The organism is Janibacter sp. A1S7 (assembly GCF_037198315.1).
Lineage (GTDB): Bacteria > Actinomycetota > Actinomycetes > Actinomycetales > Dermatophilaceae > Janibacter > Janibacter alittae.
The window spans coordinates 2,499,705-2,513,935 of the sequence record NZ_CP144913.1; the positions used below are offsets into that span (position 1 = coordinate 2,499,705).

The 14,231-nt window shown below is 70.8% G+C and carries 14 protein-coding genes; 5 read left to right on the forward strand and 9 right to left on the reverse strand.

Annotation, left to right across the window (positions count from 1 at the left end; translation table 11 throughout):
• Window position 1: 1 nt before the first annotated feature.
• From V1351_RS12050 to V1351_RS12080, 7 genes are all read right to left on the reverse strand, one after another.
• Entirely contained in the window at window positions 2–715 is a 714-nt protein-coding gene (locus V1351_RS12050; RefSeq protein ID WP_338748428.1) for a lysophospholipid acyltransferase family protein, read from the reverse strand.
• Window positions 716–766: 51 nt separating this feature from the next.
• The gene (gene guaA, locus V1351_RS12055) at window positions 767–2,341 is read right to left on the reverse strand and encodes a glutamine-hydrolyzing GMP synthase (RefSeq protein WP_338748429.1); all 1,575 of its coding nucleotides are present in this window, start codon (window positions 2,339–2,341) and stop codon (window positions 767–769) included.
• A 113-nt stretch (window positions 2,342–2,454) separates the two neighbouring features.
• A complete protein-coding gene (locus tag V1351_RS12060) occupies window positions 2,455–2,802 on the reverse strand; it encodes a DUF3817 domain-containing protein (protein ID WP_338748430.1) in 348 nt (115 codons plus the stop codon).
• Window positions 2,799–3,551, reverse strand: coding sequence for an SURF1 family protein (locus V1351_RS12065; RefSeq protein WP_338748431.1), 753 nt, complete (start codon window positions 3,549–3,551; stop codon window positions 2,799–2,801). The genes V1351_RS12060 and V1351_RS12065 overlap by 4 nt, the downstream gene beginning before the upstream one ends.
• Before the next feature lie 76 nt (window positions 3,552–3,627).
• Entirely contained in the window at window positions 3,628–5,415 is a 1,788-nt protein-coding gene (locus tag V1351_RS12070; RefSeq protein ID WP_338748432.1) for a GMC family oxidoreductase, read from the reverse strand.
• Entirely contained in the window at window positions 5,412–7,004 is a 1,593-nt protein-coding gene (locus V1351_RS12075; protein ID WP_338748433.1) for a succinic semialdehyde dehydrogenase, read from the reverse strand. The genes V1351_RS12070 and V1351_RS12075 overlap by 4 nt, the downstream gene beginning before the upstream one ends.
• 58 nt (window positions 7,005–7,062) lie before the next feature.
• A complete protein-coding gene (locus V1351_RS12080) occupies window positions 7,063–8,184 on the reverse strand; it encodes a GuaB3 family IMP dehydrogenase-related protein (RefSeq protein WP_338748434.1) in 1,122 nt (373 codons plus the stop codon).
• 176 nt (window positions 8,185–8,360) lie between these two features.
• Between V1351_RS12080 and V1351_RS12085 the strand changes: the two genes are divergently transcribed.
• Complete coding sequence (locus tag V1351_RS12085) at window positions 8,361–8,630, forward strand: antitoxin (RefSeq protein WP_338748435.1); 270 nt, start codon at window positions 8,361–8,363, stop codon at window positions 8,628–8,630.
• Window positions 8,631–8,640: 10 nt separating this feature from the next.
• Here the strand turns inward: V1351_RS12085 and V1351_RS12090 are convergent, their stop codons facing one another.
• Complete coding sequence (locus V1351_RS12090; protein ID WP_338748436.1) at window positions 8,641–9,663, reverse strand: dipeptidase; 1,023 nt, start codon at window positions 9,661–9,663, stop codon at window positions 8,641–8,643.
• Between the two features lie 82 nt (window positions 9,664–9,745).
• Between V1351_RS12090 and V1351_RS12095 the strand changes: the two genes are divergently transcribed.
• Window positions 9,746–10,714 carry an NAD-binding protein gene (locus tag V1351_RS12095; RefSeq protein WP_338748438.1) on the forward strand — a complete coding sequence of 323 codons (969 nt, stop codon included), beginning with the start codon at window positions 9,746–9,748 and terminating at the stop codon, window positions 10,712–10,714.
• A gap of 78 nt (window positions 10,715–10,792) precedes the next feature.
• Window positions 10,793–11,818 (forward strand): P1 family peptidase, encoded by a 1,026-nt coding sequence (locus tag V1351_RS12100; RefSeq protein ID WP_338748439.1) that lies wholly within the window; start codon window positions 10,793–10,795, stop codon window positions 11,816–11,818.
• Window positions 11,819–11,860: 42 nt separating this feature from the next.
• Here V1351_RS12100 and guaB read toward each other — a convergent pair whose 3' ends face one another.
• Complete coding sequence (gene guaB / locus V1351_RS12105) at window positions 11,861–13,399, reverse strand: IMP dehydrogenase (protein ID WP_338748440.1); 1,539 nt, start codon at window positions 13,397–13,399, stop codon at window positions 11,861–11,863.
• A gap of 193 nt (window positions 13,400–13,592) precedes the next feature.
• Here guaB and V1351_RS12110 point away from each other — a divergent pair, with 193 nt between their 5' ends.
• The gene (locus tag V1351_RS12110) at window positions 13,593–13,895 is read left to right on the forward strand and encodes a WhiB family transcriptional regulator (protein WP_338748441.1); all 303 of its coding nucleotides are present in this window, start codon (window positions 13,593–13,595) and stop codon (window positions 13,893–13,895) included.
• Between the two features lie 22 nt (window positions 13,896–13,917).
• Window positions 13,918–14,163, forward strand: a complete 246-nt coding sequence (locus V1351_RS12115; protein ID WP_338748442.1) for an RNA-binding S4 domain-containing protein — start codon at window positions 13,918–13,920, stop codon at window positions 14,161–14,163.
• The last annotated feature ends 68 nt before the right edge of the window (window positions 14,164–14,231 follow it).

Below are 14,231 nucleotides of genomic sequence, written 5' to 3' on the forward strand. Positions count from 1 at the left end.
ATCACCCTAACGGCGCGCTGGTGCCGGGCCGCGGTGCGTACTCGCTGCTGCGGACCTGCCCCGACCGCTGCGCGATGGCGTCCATGGTCTCGTCCGTGATCGCCCGCAGCAGCTTGCCCTTGACCAGCTCGGCCTCGAGCGCGGCGACGTCGACCGGCGGGGCGAAGCGCACGGTGACCTTGCGCGGGCGGATGACCTTCGCGCCGGTGGGCTGTGCCCGGTCGGTTCCGATGAGCCCGCACGGGACGACCGGGGCCCGGGAGGCGACCGCGAGGCGACCGACGCCGGTGCGTCCCTTGTGCAGCATGCCGTCCCGGCTGCGCGTGCCCTCGGGGTAGATGGCGAAGGCTCCCCGGGCGGCCAGGTGCGCCTCGGCGAGCTCGAGCGAGCGCGCCGCAGCCTTCGCGTCGGAGCGGTCGACGGGGATCATCCCGCCGAACTCACCGAACCACAGCCGCTTGAACCATCCGAGCGGCCCGGTGCCCTGCAGGTACTCGGCCTTGCCGAGGAAACCGACCTTGCGACCCGCGGCCAGCGGGATGACCATCGAGTCGACGAAGCTGAGGTGGTTGCTGGCGATGATCACCGGACCCGTCGCGGGGACGTGCTCACGACCCTCGACCTCGAGCCGCAGCCAGGCGCGCAAGGGCGGACCGACGAGGACCCGACGCAGGAGCCACTCTGCGACCCTGATCGCGCCACTGCTGCTACTCACGACTGCCTCCTTCGTCGCAACTGCTTGGGCTCCTGCGAGATCGGGAGCGGGTCATTCCCACTCGATGGTGCCCGGCGGCTTGCTCGTCACGTCGAGGACGACGCGGTTGACCTCGGTGACCTCGTTGGTGATCCGGTTGGAGATCCGGGCGAGTACGTCACCGGGCACGCGGGTCCAGTCGGCGGTCATCGCGTCCTCGGAGGAGACCGGGCGCAGGACGATCGGGTGTCCGTACGTGCGACCGTCACCCTGGACACCGACCGAGCGCACGTCGGCGAGGAGGACGACCGGACACTGCCAGATCTCCCGATCGAGGCCGGCCGCGGTCAGCTCCTCCCGGGCGATGGCGTCGGCCCGGCGCAGGATGTCGAGGTTGTGCTCGGTGACCTCGCCGATGATCCGGATACCCAGACCGGGCCCCGGGAAGGGCTGGCGGTCGACGATCTCGTCGGGGACACCGAGCTCTCGGCCGACCTGGCGCACCTCGTCCTTGAAGAGGGCACGCAGCGGCTCGATCAGCTGGAACTGCAGGTCGTCAGGCAGGCCGCCCACGTTGTGGTGGGATTTGATGTTGGCCGCACCGGAGCCACCGCCGGACTCGACGACGTCCGGATACAGCGTGCCCTGCACGAGCCACTTGACGGGGTGCTCGTCGTCACCGCTGCCGACGACGTCCCGGGCCGCCTGCTCGAAGACGCGGATGAACTCGCGCCCGATGACCTTGCGCTTCTCCTCGGGGTCGGTCACTCCGGCGAGCGCCCCGAGGAACTGCTCCCTCGCGTCGACGACGACGAGCCGCACCCCGGTCGCCGTGACGAAGTCCTGCTCGACCTGCTCCGCCTCGCCCTGACGCAGCAGCCCGTGGTCGACGAAGACGCAGGTGAGCTGCTCGCCGACGGCGCGCTGCACGAGCGCGGCAGCCACGGAGGAGTCGACGCCCCCCGACAGGCCGCACAGCACCCGGTCCTGCCCGACGGTCTCGCGAATGATCGCGACCTGCTCGTCGACCACGTTGTCGGCCGTCCAGTCCGCCTCGAGTCCTGCACCACGGAGCAGGAAGTTCTCCAGGACACGCTGGCCGAAGGTGGAGTGCATGACCTCCGGGTGCCACTGCACGCCGTAGAGGCGCCGCTCGTCGTCCTCGAAGGCCGCCACGGGCGCCCCGGACGTGCTCGCCGTGACGCGCATGCCCCCGGGCGCCTCGGTCACGGAGTCTCCGTGGCTCATCCACACCGACTGCTCGGCGGGCTGCCCGGTGAAGAGGGTCGAGTCCAGGTCGCTGATCTCTGCCCGGGTCGAGCCGTACTCGCTCAGCCCGGTCCGCTCGACCGTCCCGCCGAGGGCCTTGACCATCGCCTGGAACCCGTAGCACATGCCGAAGACCGGGACCCCGGCCTCGAGCAGGGCGGCGTCCAGGCCGGGAGCGTCCTGGGCGTAGACGGAGGAGGGCCCGCCGGAGAGGATGACCGCAGCCGGGTCCTTGGCGAGGACGTCGGCCGCCGACATCGTGTGCGGCACGACCTCGCTGTAGATCTTGGCCTCACGCACTCGGCGGGCGATGAGCTGGGCGTACTGGGCGCCGTAGTCGACGACGAGGACCGGGGAGGTCTTGAGCGAATCGGTCACTCAGACAGGTTACCGGCCCCTCCGCTACGAACTGCAGCCAGCAGCACGTGGTTGAGTCAGCCGCAGCACGAGGTGCTGCCGGCCATACGAACTCGAGCCAGCAGCACTTCGTATCAGGGGTGGGTGAGCGGGGAGATCTCGCGGACGACGCGACGCTCCTCGACGAAGGCGACGAAGGGGATGCACGCGAGCAGCAGGATCGCGATCATCCGGCCGACCGACCAGGCGACCTTGAAACCGAGGTTGGCCGTGGCGACGGCGAAGACCATGAAGATCAGCCCGTGCACCGGCGACCACCAGGCGAGCACGTCGTTGTCGAAGCCGTACTTCAGGACCATCTCGACGATGAGGACGAACATCGCCAGACCCGCGACGATCGCGCTCACCCGGAAGAAGGTCAACCCGCCCGCGATCGCCCGCGGGTCGGCGCTGACTGCTGCCTGCTTGTCGTCCGTGCTCACGTCACGTGCTCCTTGCTCTCCACGGCCTCGACCGTCTCGTCCCGACGCGCCGCCTGGCGCACCATCTTCGTCCACATCCACAGCGGGAACGCCGCGAACAGCCACCACTGGAACGCGTACATGGCGTTGCGCCACTGCAGTGAGGTGTCCGGCAGCGGCGGTGGGACCCGCTCGAGGCCCTGCGCCTGCTCCCGGCCGTCCTCGCTCAACGCGAACGCGAACCCGTTGTAGATCTCGCCCGGCCAGACGTTGACCAACTTGGCGATGTCCACCGAGGTCATCTCGCCGTCGGCGAGTCCGACGCCCTCGTCGGGGGCCTCTTTGGGGGCCAACGAGCCGAGGAGCTCGATGGTGCCGGTGGGCGCCGGTGGCGGGTTCTCCCCCTTCGGGATCCACCCGCGCACGACGGCGAGGTTGGCTCCGGTCCCCGCCACGACGAAGCGGTCCACGACCCACGCGCCGAGCTCACCGTGGAGCAGGCGATCGACCACGAGGACCTGGTCACGGGCGTACTCACCGCTCGTGGTCACCCGCTGGCCGGACCCGCCGTCCGGGAATGCCTCAAGAGGTGTGATGACGTCGTCCAGGGCGACGACCGGGCGGTCCTGGATCTCCCGGACCGTGTCGGCCCTGGCCTCGTCGTGCGCGACCGACCACTGCCACCGTCCGGCGATGACGAAGACGACACCCATGACCAGCGCAAGCACGAGCAGCCCCAGAAAGCGGGGGCGAAGGGCGGTCCGGAGCACGTGGCCAAGGCTACGTCGACGATCTGGGTCACCCGGACGCCACCCTCCGCGCCCTCCGCTGTGACCGGGCCGGCGATCAGACGGTGACGCGCGGCATCCCGAGGTTGACCTTGGCACTGGAGTGGGTGAAGTCCTGCACCGCACGGGTGTGCGGCGCGACGGGCTCGAGCCGCTGGTAGGGCTCACCCTGCGCCGGACGCGGGTCCCTCTCGCCGACGTTGGGCCACAGCGAGAAGGCCCGCTCGGCCTGCGCGGTGATCGTCAACGACGGGTTGACCCCGAGGTTCGCCGAGACGGCGGAACCGTCGCTCACCGTGACCCCGGGGTGGCCCCAGAGGCGGTGATAGGGGTCGATGGCCCCCCCGGCCGGGGAGTCACTGATCGCGACGCCACCGAGGAAGTGGGCGGTGAGCGGGATGTCGAAGGCCTCCCCCCACGTCCCGCCGGCGAAGGTCTCGATACCGACGCGCTCGGCCAGCCGGTCGGCGATGGCCTTGATGCCCCGGTGCCCGGCCTCGATGTAGGTCGGATTCTCCTCACCGTGCCCCTGGCGCGAGGTCAGGCGACGGCCGCCGAGTGCGCTCGGGCGGAGTGAGGTCGTCAGTGAGTTGTCGAGGCTCTGCATGACCAGCCCGATGACCGTGCTGTCGGCGAAGTGGGTACCCGGTGGGAACCACGCCTTGAGGGCCGACAGCTGCGTCGGCAGGGACACGAGCAACCTGGCCCAGCGCGGGAGGCGTCCGGACCTCGGTGGGGCGAGGAGCGTGGTGAGCAGGCCCATCGCGTCCGAGCCCTTGCCGTAGCGCACGTTCTCGATGTGCGTGTCCTCGTCCGGGTGGAAGGAGGAGGTGATCGCGACTCCCCTGGTGAGGTCGTCCGCCCCGGTCGGGGGGCGCTGCGTCAGGGCGCCGACGAGGGCCTCGGAGTTGGTGCGGGTGAGCTCACCGAGGGTGTCGCTGATGCGCGGCAGCTCGCCGTCGTCCTTCATCCGGTGCAGGAGGTTCTGCGTACCCCAGGTACCCGCGGCGACGACGACGTGCCGCGCCGTGGTGACGCGGGCACTCCCGTCACCCGGCTTGTCGGTCGCCTCGTGGCGCACGCGGTGGATCTCCTGACCACCGACGGCGGTCCCGGGGACGATCCCCACCCGGGTGACGGTGCGCATCGGCACGATCTGGGTGCCGAGCTGCTCGGCGAGCGCCAGGTAGTTCTTCATCAGGGTGTTCTTGGCACCGACCCGACAACCGACCATGCAGTTGCCGCACTCGGTACACATCGTGCGCTCGGGACCGGCCCCGCCGAAGTACGGGTCCGCGACGGTCCGACCGGGGACGTGCCCCCCTTCGTCCGTCTCGAAGAAGACCCCGACCGGGGTCTTGACGAAGGTCTCGGGCACGCCCATGTCCTCGGCGGCCGCACGCATGACGTCCTCCACCGGCCCCTCGCAGGGATTGGTCACGACGCCGAGCATCGAGCTGGCCGTGTCGTAGTGCGGCTTCAGCTCCGACTGCCAGTCGGTGATGTGCGCCCACTGCCGGTCCTCGAAGAAGACCGCAGGCGGCACGTAGAGGGTGTTGGCGTAGTTGAGCGAGCCGCCGCCCACACCCGCTCCGGCGAGGATCATCACGTCCTTGAGCATGTGGATCCGCTGGATCCCGTAGCACCCCACCTTGGGTGCCCACAAGAAGTTCTTCAGGTCCCAGCTGGTCTTCGCGAAGTCCTCGTCCGCGAACCGGCGTCCGGCCTCGAGGACGGTGACCCGGTACCCCTTCTCGGCCAGGCGAAGGGCGGCGACGGAACCTCCGAAGCCGGAGCCGACCACGAGGACGTCGGTGTCGACCTGCCGGTCGGTGGTGGTGCTCACGTCAGCCCCATCATCTTCATGGCGCGCAGGCCGACGGTCATGACCTTGGCGTAGGTCTGGTGACTCATCCCGAATGCGGGCGCGATCGGCATGACGTACTGCGCGCTGACGGTCTGCGCCTCGGTGTACTTCAGGATCCCCTCGGCCCCGTGGCGCCGCCCCATACCGGAGTCCTTCATCCCGCCCATCGGAGCCCCCATGGACGCCCACGTCGCGGCGTAGCACTCGTTGATGTTGACCGTGCCGGTACGGATCCGCTCGGCGATGCGCCGGCCCCGGCGCACGTCCGTGGTCCACACGGACGAGTTGAGGCCGTACTCGGTGTCGTTGGCCAGTGCGATCGCGGCGTCGTCGTCGGGCACCCGGTAGATCGAGACCAGCGGACCGAAGGTCTCCTCGTCGCGGCAGTCCATCGCGGCGGTCACCTCATCGAGAACCGTCGGCTCGAAGACGTAGGGGCCGACGTCGGGGCGGTGCTTGCCACCGGTGAGGACGGTCGCTCCCTTCGCCACCGCGTCCTCGAGGTGCGCGGTCACCGTGTCGAGCTGGCCCTGGCTGACCAAGGAGCCCATGTCGTGGCCGTACTCGAGCGCCGTGCCCAACGTCATCGCCTTGACGGCGGCGACGAAGCGCGGGACGAACTCCCCCGCGATGCCCTCGTGGACGATGACCCGCTCGGTGGAGATGCACAGCTGGCCGGCGCTGGAGAAGCAGGCGCGCACTGCACCCGCGACGGCCTTGTCGAGGTCGGCGTCATCGGCGATGTAGACGGGGTTCTTGCCACCGAGCTCCATGCTGAAGGAGACGAGTCGGGCGGCCGCTGACTGCGCCACCGCTCGCCCGGTCGGCGTCGAGCCGGTGTAGCAGACGTAGTCGGCCGAGTCGACGACCGCCTGACCCGCCTCGGAGCCACGACCGAGGACGACCTGGAAGACACCCTCGGGCAGTCCGGCCCGCACGAGCAGCTCGACGGCGCCCAGCGCGGTGACCGAGCCCTGCTGGTCCGGGCGCAGCACGACGGCATTGCCGGCCATGAGCGCGGGCAGCGCATCAGTGATCGACAGGCTCAGCGGGTAGTTCCACGGCGAGACGACGCCCACGACGCCCTTGGGGTGGCGCTGCACCCGCGTCTGGGTGAGGACGGGGAGAGCACCCTGGACCCGCTGACGGCGCAGGTGCTTCCCCGCGGTGCGTGCGTAGTGGCGCGCGGCCATCGCGGTGTCGGCGACCTCCTCGAAGGCCTGGACGCGCGTCTTGCCGGACTCGAGCTGGATGAGGTCGAGCAACTCGACCTGCGTGTCGAGGACGAGGTCGTGGAACCGCAGCAGGATGCGGGCGCGCTCGTCGACGGAGGTCGCCGCCCAGCGCACCTGCGCGGCACGGGCGGCGTCCACGGCACGCGCGACGTCCTGCTCGGTCGACAGCGGCAGCACCGCGATGGGTCCGCCGGTCATCGGCGAGGTGCAGGTGAAGGTCTCTGCCGTGGGCGAGGCCACGACCCGGCCGGCGAGACGCCGGGCCCGGCTCGGGTCGACCGCGTACGTCGCGGTGGGGTCCAGCTCTGGGTCAGCGATGGTCTCCGAGGTCATTACCCAAGGGTAGGCCCGTGCCCGGGCGATGACCACAGGGCCCGGGTCGTGGCGGAACTCAGCTCGGCCGGTGCGGGGCGACGACGACCTCGATGCGCTGCAGCTCCTTGACCTCCGTGTAGCCGGTCGTGGCCATCGCGCGGCGCAGGGCACCGACGAGGTTGGTGGTGCCGTCGGCCGAGCGGCTGGGCCCGAAGAGGACCTCCTCCATCGGCGCCACGGAGCCCACCTCGACGCGGGCACCCCGCGGCAGCTCGGGGTGGTGCGCCTCCGCTCCCCAGTGGAAGCCCCTGCCGGGGGCCTCGGCGGAGCGGGCGAGCGTGGCGCCGAGCATGACGGCGTCGGCACCGCACGCGATGGCCTTGACGATGTCGCCACTCGTGCCCAGGCCGCCGTCGGCGATGACGTGGACGTAGCGTCCGCCCGACTCGTCGAGGTAGTCGCGCCGCGCGGCGGCGACGTCCGCGATGGAGGTCGCCATCGGGGCGTGGATGCCCAGGGCCTGGCGGGTGGTCGAGGCGGCTCCCCCGCCGAAGCCGACGAGCACGCCGGCCGCGCCGGTGCGCATCAGGTGCAGGGCGGCGGTGTAGGTCGCGGCGCCACCGACGATGACCGGCACGTCGAGCTCGTAGATGAAGCGCTTGAGGTTCAGCGGTTCGCTGCGGCTGCTCACGTGCTCGGCGGAGACCGTGGTGCCGCGGATGACGAAGAGGTCGACCCCGGCGTCGACGACGGTCTTCCAGTGCTGCTGGGTGTTCTGCGGGCTGAGGGCGCCGGCGACCGTGACCCCCGCCTGCCGGATCTCGTGCAGCCGCTCGGTGATCAGCTCGGGCACGATCGGTGCGGCGTAGATCTCCTGCATGCGGGCCGTCGCACGGGCGGGGTCGAGCGAGGCGATCTCCGCCAGCAGCGGCTCCGGGTCCGCGTAGCGCGTCCACAGGCCCTCGAGGTCGAGGACCGGCAGGCCGCCCGCCTCACCGAAGGCGATCGCCGTCGTCGGGGACATCACGGAGTCCATCGGGGCCGCGATGACGGGCATCTGGAAGTGGTAGGCATCGATCTGCCAGTCGAGGGAGACCTCCTGGGGATCGCGCGTGCGCCGGCTCGGCAGCACCGCGATGTCGTCGAAGGAGTATGCCCTGCGGCCGCTCTTGGCTCGCCCGATCTCGATCTCGTTCACCCTGCCACCCTAGATGGGGTCGGTATCGCCACGTACGAGGGCGCGTTCTTGCCTGACCGGGACACCCACTTTTCCTGTCCGGGGCAGTCGTGCGAAGGGGGTCCCCCGCCGGAATCGTGCGCCGCGCCCGGTCGTTTGGGATCATGGAGGGGACCACCACCACGGAAGGACCATGCATGCCGAAGTTCAGGGCGGCCGCTGTACTGACCGCCGTCGAGTCCGCTCGGCGGTGGGCGCACCAGAACCCCGACAAGGCCTCCGGGTACATCGACAGCGCCACCGGCTTCATCGACAAGCGCACCAAGGGCAGGTACCACAGCCAGATCGGTGGCATCTCGAGCCAGGCGAAGAAGGCCCTCACCGGCCAGCAGGGCGTCGCCGGGCCGACCGTGCCGGGCGAGACCACGAACCGCACCGACCGGCCCCACCCGGACATGCGTGCCTGAGCGAGCCCGATCAGACCTCCGTCGCCTCGAGCACCCGCAGGACGTTGCCGTGCGCCAGGGCGGTGAGGTCGGCGCGTGACCAGCCGCGCTCGGCGAGCGCGGCCAGGAGGACCGGGTAGGTCGAGACGTCCTCGAGACCGAGGGGCGTCTCGTCCACCCCGTCGTAGTCGGCGCCGATACCCACGTGCTCGATCCCGACGACCTCGCGCAGGTGCTCGAAGTGCGCGACGACGTGCTCGATCGTGGCCACCGGGTCCGGCACGACGTCGGTGCGGCCCAGGGACGCGTCGGCGCGCGCCTGGTTGACGAACTTCGGCACGACATTGGCCATCACGACCCCGCCGTTGCCGGGAACGCGCTCCAGGACGTCGTCCGGGACGTTGCGTGGGTGGTCACAGACGGCCCGCGCGCCGGAGTGGCTGAACATGACCGGCAACCGCGTGGTGTCGAGCGCATCGTGCATCGTCTCGGCGCTGACGTGGGAGAGGTCGACGACCATGCCGAGGTCGTTCATCTCGACGACGACCTCCCGGCCGAAGTCGGTCAGGCCACCGTGGACCCGCTCGTCCGTCGCCGAGTCCGCCCACTCGGTGTTGTCGTTGTGCGTCAACGTCATGTAGCGAACGCCCCTGCCCGCGAAGTCCGTCAGTGTCTGCAGCGACCCTGCGATCGAGTGCCCGCCCTCCATCCCGATCAGGGCGGCGTGCCGTCCCTCTCCCCACGCCGAACGCACGTCCGCGGCGGTGCGAGCCGGGACCATCACCTCGTACCGTGCGCACAGCGCCTCCACGAAGTCGATCTGCTCATGGGTGGCCACCACCGCCGCCTCACCGACGAAGGAGCACGGCACCCACACCGACCACAGCTGGCCGGCCAGACCCCCTGCACGCATCCGCCCCAGGTCCGTGTGCAGCTGCGGCTGCGAATGGGCGATGTCGCACGCATCCAGGTCGTAGCCGGCGAGCTCACGGTGGTGCCAGGGAAGGTCGTTGTGCCCGTCGAGGACACGGATCGTCGCACGGCTCGTCGTCATCGACCCAGTCAATCACCGCCGGGCGACGGGGGTCACCCTCCGTCCGTAGGACCCGTACCCGATCCCTGGGGTCGCGCTTCGCATGTGGTGGGTGATCCTGGCGCTGGCCCTGGCGGTGATCGCCATCAAGGTCGTCGGCTCGATGATCGCGCTGACCATCGTGCGGGTGGGGCTGCTCGCAGCCGTGTCGGGGTCGCTGCTCCTGGCCCAGATCGGAGAGCTCTCCTTCGTCCTGCAGCGTTCGGGCAGCGAGGCCGGTCTCCAGCCGGCCGGCCTCGGCAGCGCCGGCGAGCAGGTCCTCATCGCGGTGACGGTGGTGCTCATGGTGGCCACCCCCGCGCTCTCCGCCGCCGGCCAGCGGGTGGGTGACGCCGTGCTGGACGTGCGTGCCACCCGCCGACCCTCGCCGGCCCAGGGCTCGTCCACGCCGCAGATCGACCACGGTGGCGGGGTGCTGGTCTCGGGGTGGGGCCCGGTCGCGCGCTCGGTGGCCGCGATGCTCTCCACCCGCAGCGTGCCGGTCACCGTGACCACGCTCAATCCGGACCTCGCCGCCGAGGCGCACCAGGTCGGCCACGAGGTCGTCCGCGGCGATCCGGTGAGGGAGAACGTCCTGGTGGACGCCGGGCTGCACTCGGCCCGCCTGGTGGTGATCTGCGAGAACGACGAGATCCGGCAACTCGCTCCTGATGTCGGCATCGTCGCCCGCCCCCACGGCGTGATCGACCCCACATCCTGGGTCGACACCGGAACCGACCGCGTCGTCGACTTCCACCCCGACCCGAGGACGGCGTGCACCCACGTCACGCAGGCCCACCCGGCGCTGCCCTCCAGCGCTGGGTGCATCGACTGCCTGCGATCCGATCGTCGTGACTGGGTGCACCTGCGCACGTGCCTGCACTGCGGCCACGTCGGCTGCTGTGACTCCTCGCCCGAACGGCACGCGCGCGGCCACGCCGACGTGAGCGGCCACAGCATCATGGCCTCGGCCGAACCCACCGAGGCGTGGGCGTGGTGCTTCCTCGACGAGACACGGATCGAGCCCCGGTGAGGGGCGCGGCCGGGATGGCCGGGGCCGCCCGCCCGGTCACCTACTGACGTTGTACCCGGGGACCGGCATGCTGGAGGCATGCATCCCGGTCCCCACAACGCGATCACCGATGTCCCAGGCGTGCGTGTCGGCCACACCACCCGCGACGAGCCCGGGTGGCTGACCGGCACGACCGTCGTCGCGCCTCCGGTCGGGACCTGCGCCGGAGTGGACGTGCGCGGCGGCGGCCCCGGCACGCGCGAGACCGACGCCCTCGCCCCGAGCAACCTCGTCGACGCGATCGATGCCGTCGTCCTCTCCGGCGGCAGCGCCTTCGGCCTGTCCACCGCGGACGGGGTCATGTCTGCCCTGGCCGACGAGGGGCGGGGCTGGCCGACAGGCGGTCCGGGGCAGGTGGTGCCGATCGTGCCGGCCGCGATCCTCTTCGACCTCGGACGAGCGGGCACCTGGCGCAACCATCCCGACGCCGCGGACGGCCGGGAGGCCCACCTCGGCGCCACCTCCGGCCCGGTGGACGAAGGGGGCGTCGGCGCAGGCACGGGGGCGCGGGTCGGGGGCCTGCACGGCGGCATCGGCACCGCGAGCCTCGTCCTCGACTCCGGGGCGACCGTCGGCGCCCTGGTCGCAGTCAACGCCGTGGGATCCCCCCTTCGTCCCGACGGGCGGCTGTGTGCCGAGCACCTCCTCGTCCCCGGCGAGGTCGATGTCCCCGACCCGGACCCCGCTGCGGTGCAACGCCACTGGGCCGCTCAGCAGGCCGAGGTGGCGTCCCTGCGAGCGGGGACGGCGACGACTCTGGCCGTGGTCGCCACCGACGCCACACTCGACAAGGCGGGCTGCACCGGACTTGCTCGCGTCGGCCACGACGGCTTCGCCCGGGCGCTGTCCCCGGTCCACACCGCCTTCGACGGGGACACCGTCTTCGCGCTGTCGACGCGGGAGCAGCCAGCGCCTTCCGCCCTCGACCTCATGGCGCTGCAGGCCGCCGCCGCTGACTGCATCAGCCGGGCCATCGTGCGCGCCGTGCTCGCGGCCGGCAGCATCGACCGGACCGCCGCGGGCGGGGCCCACCTACCCGGGTACCGGGACACGATCGGGGCGTGACCACCCTGCGGTGGCCACGCCCCGATCGAGGAGGGCAACGCGTCAGACGGAGTAGTTCGGCGCCTCGACCATGCCCTGCAGGTGGTGCGGGTGGCTCTCCTTGAGGGAGGCCGAGGTGATCCGGACGAACGTGCCCTTCGTCTGCAGCTCGGGGACCGTCCCGGCGCCCACGTAGAACATCGACTGCCGCAGACCGCCCACCATCTGGTGCGCGACCTGGGAGAGCGTGCCGCGGTAGGCGACCCGGCCCTCGACGCCCTCGGGTACCAACTGGTCGTCGCTGGCGACCTCGGCCTGGAAGTAGCGGTCCTTGGAGAAGGAGGTCTTGCCGCGGGAGCTCATCGCACCGAGGCTGCCCATACCGCGATACGCCTTGAACTGCTTGCCGTTGACGAAGATCAGCTCGCCGGGACTCTCCTCGCAGCCGGCGAGCAGGGAACCGACCATCACGCCCTCGGCTCCGGCGACGATCGCCTTGGCGATGTCACCGGAGTGCTGCAGTCCACCGTCGGCGATGATCGGCACGCCGGCCGGGCGCGCGGCGAGGGACGCGTCGTGGACGGCCGTGATCTGCGGGGCTCCGACACCGGTGACGATGCGTGTGGTGCAGATCGACCCCGGCCCGACACCGACCTTGATGGCGTCGACCCCGGTGTCGATGAAGGCCTGGGCGCCCTCGCGGGTGGCGACATTGCCGCCGATGACCTGTACGTGCCTGGTCGCGGGGTCCTTCTTCAGGCGCGCACACATCTCGAGGAGGAGCTTGACGTGCCCGTGCGCGGTGTCTGCGACCAGGACGTCCACGCCGGCGTCGATGAGCGTGGTGGCCCGCTCCCAGGCATCACCGAAGTAGCCGATCGCGGCGCCGACGAGCAGGCGGCCGTGCGCGTCCTTGCTCGCATCGGGGAACTGCTCGCTCTTGACGAAGTCCTTGACGGTGATCAGGCCGGCGAGGCGGCCGCTGTCGTCGACGATCGGCAGCCGCTCGCGCTTGTGCTGGCGCAGCAGCAGCGTGGCGTCCTCGTGGGAGATGCCGACCGGGGCGGTGATCAGCGGCATCGGGGTCATGACCTCGTGGACCTTGGTCGTGGCCCACTCGGCCACGGGGGTGAAGCGCAGGTCGCGGTTGGTGATGATGCCGATGAGGACCTCGTCCTCGTCGACGACCGGCAGGCCGGAGACCCGGTACTCGCCGCAGATCGTGTCGAGCTCCTCGAGGGTGGCGCCCGGGCCGATGGTGATCGGGTTGGTGATCATGCCGGTCTGGGTCCGCTTGACGAGGTCGACCTGGTAGGCCTGGTCCTCGATCGACAGGTTCCGGTGCAGCACACCGATGCCGCCCTGCCGGGCCATGGCGATGGCCATCCGGGACTCGGTGACGGTGTCCATCGCCGCGGAGATCAACGGCGTGCGCAGGCTGATGCCACGGGTCAGTCGGCTGGTGGTGTCCAGGTCACCGGGAGCCAGCTCGCTGTAGCCGGGCAGCAGCAGCACGTCGTCATAGGTCAGACCAACCTTCGCGAAGGGGTCGTGGTCCGGGACCCCGGAGTTGCCACGGTCGATCGAGTCACGCACGTCCATTGCCCTATCGTATGGCACCGCCATCCCGCCTCCCGACGTGACCGTTCCCTGACGAAAGCCCATGGATCCGGGAGAAGGCCTTACCTTGCCCTCGCCCCCCACTGGCTGAAATCTCCTTAGGTTGAAGAGTGGAAATCGCCTGGGGCGTGCGGAGAGCGTGCGTCCTCGCACCAGTGTCAAGAGGAACAGAGCCATGGCCATTCACACGAACCCACGAGGTCCGGTCGCCGACCTGTGGGAGTGGCAGTTCGAGGGCGCGTGCCGTGAGACCGGCAGCGAGTCGTTCTACCACCCGGACGGTGAGCGCGGGGCCGCTCGTCGCCTGCGGGTCGCCGCCGCCAAGGAGATCTGCGGCACCTGTCCCGTCATCAACGCGTGCCGCGAGCACGCTCTGGCCATTCGCGAGCCCTTCGGGGTCTGGGGAGGCATGTCCGAGGAGGAGCGCGCTGCCCTGCTCGCGGAGCGGGACGTGCAGCGAGCGGGCCTCGCGGGCTGAATCCACGCCCTACGCTGGTGGCGTGACTTCCGCCGAGCCCGTCCACATCCGCGACGAGTCGATCCGCCTCGGTCAGCTGCTCAAGCTCGCCGGTGTGGTCGAGGACGGAGCGATGGCCCGAGCGGTCATCGCCGCCGGCGAGGTCAGCGTCGACGGCCAGCCGGAGACGCGGCGCGGAGCGCAGGTGCGTGCGGGCAGCATCGTCGAGTATGCCGGTCAGCAGATCGAAGTCGTCACCGGCGAGCCGGAGATCGACGTTCCCTGGTGAGCTCGGCCCGGCGGGAGCGGGGGCCCCGCGGCTGACCCGTGGTGACGGGTGAGGGCGAAGGGGGATCC

Coding starts and splice junctions, on each gene's coding strand:
- V1351_RS12075 (WP_338748433.1), bottom strand. CDS start 7,004: ATGACCTCGGAGACCATCGCTGACCCAGAGCTGGACCCCACCGCGACG.
- V1351_RS12100 (WP_338748439.1), top strand. CDS start 10,793: ATGCATCCCGGTCCCCACAACGCGATCACCGATGTCCCAGGCGTGCGT.
- V1351_RS12085 (WP_338748435.1), top strand. CDS start 8,361: ATGCCGAAGTTCAGGGCGGCCGCTGTACTGACCGCCGTCGAGTCCGCT.
- V1351_RS12090 (WP_338748436.1), bottom strand. CDS start 9,663: ATGACGACGAGCCGTGCGACGATCCGTGTCCTCGACGGGCACAACGAC.
- V1351_RS12095 (WP_338748438.1), top strand. CDS start 9,746: ATGTGGTGGGTGATCCTGGCGCTGGCCCTGGCGGTGATCGCCATCAAG.
- guaB (WP_338748440.1), bottom strand. CDS start 13,399: ATGGACGTGCGTGACTCGATCGACCGTGGCAACTCCGGGGTCCCGGAC.
- V1351_RS12110 (WP_338748441.1), top strand. CDS start 13,593: ATGGCCATTCACACGAACCCACGAGGTCCGGTCGCCGACCTGTGGGAG.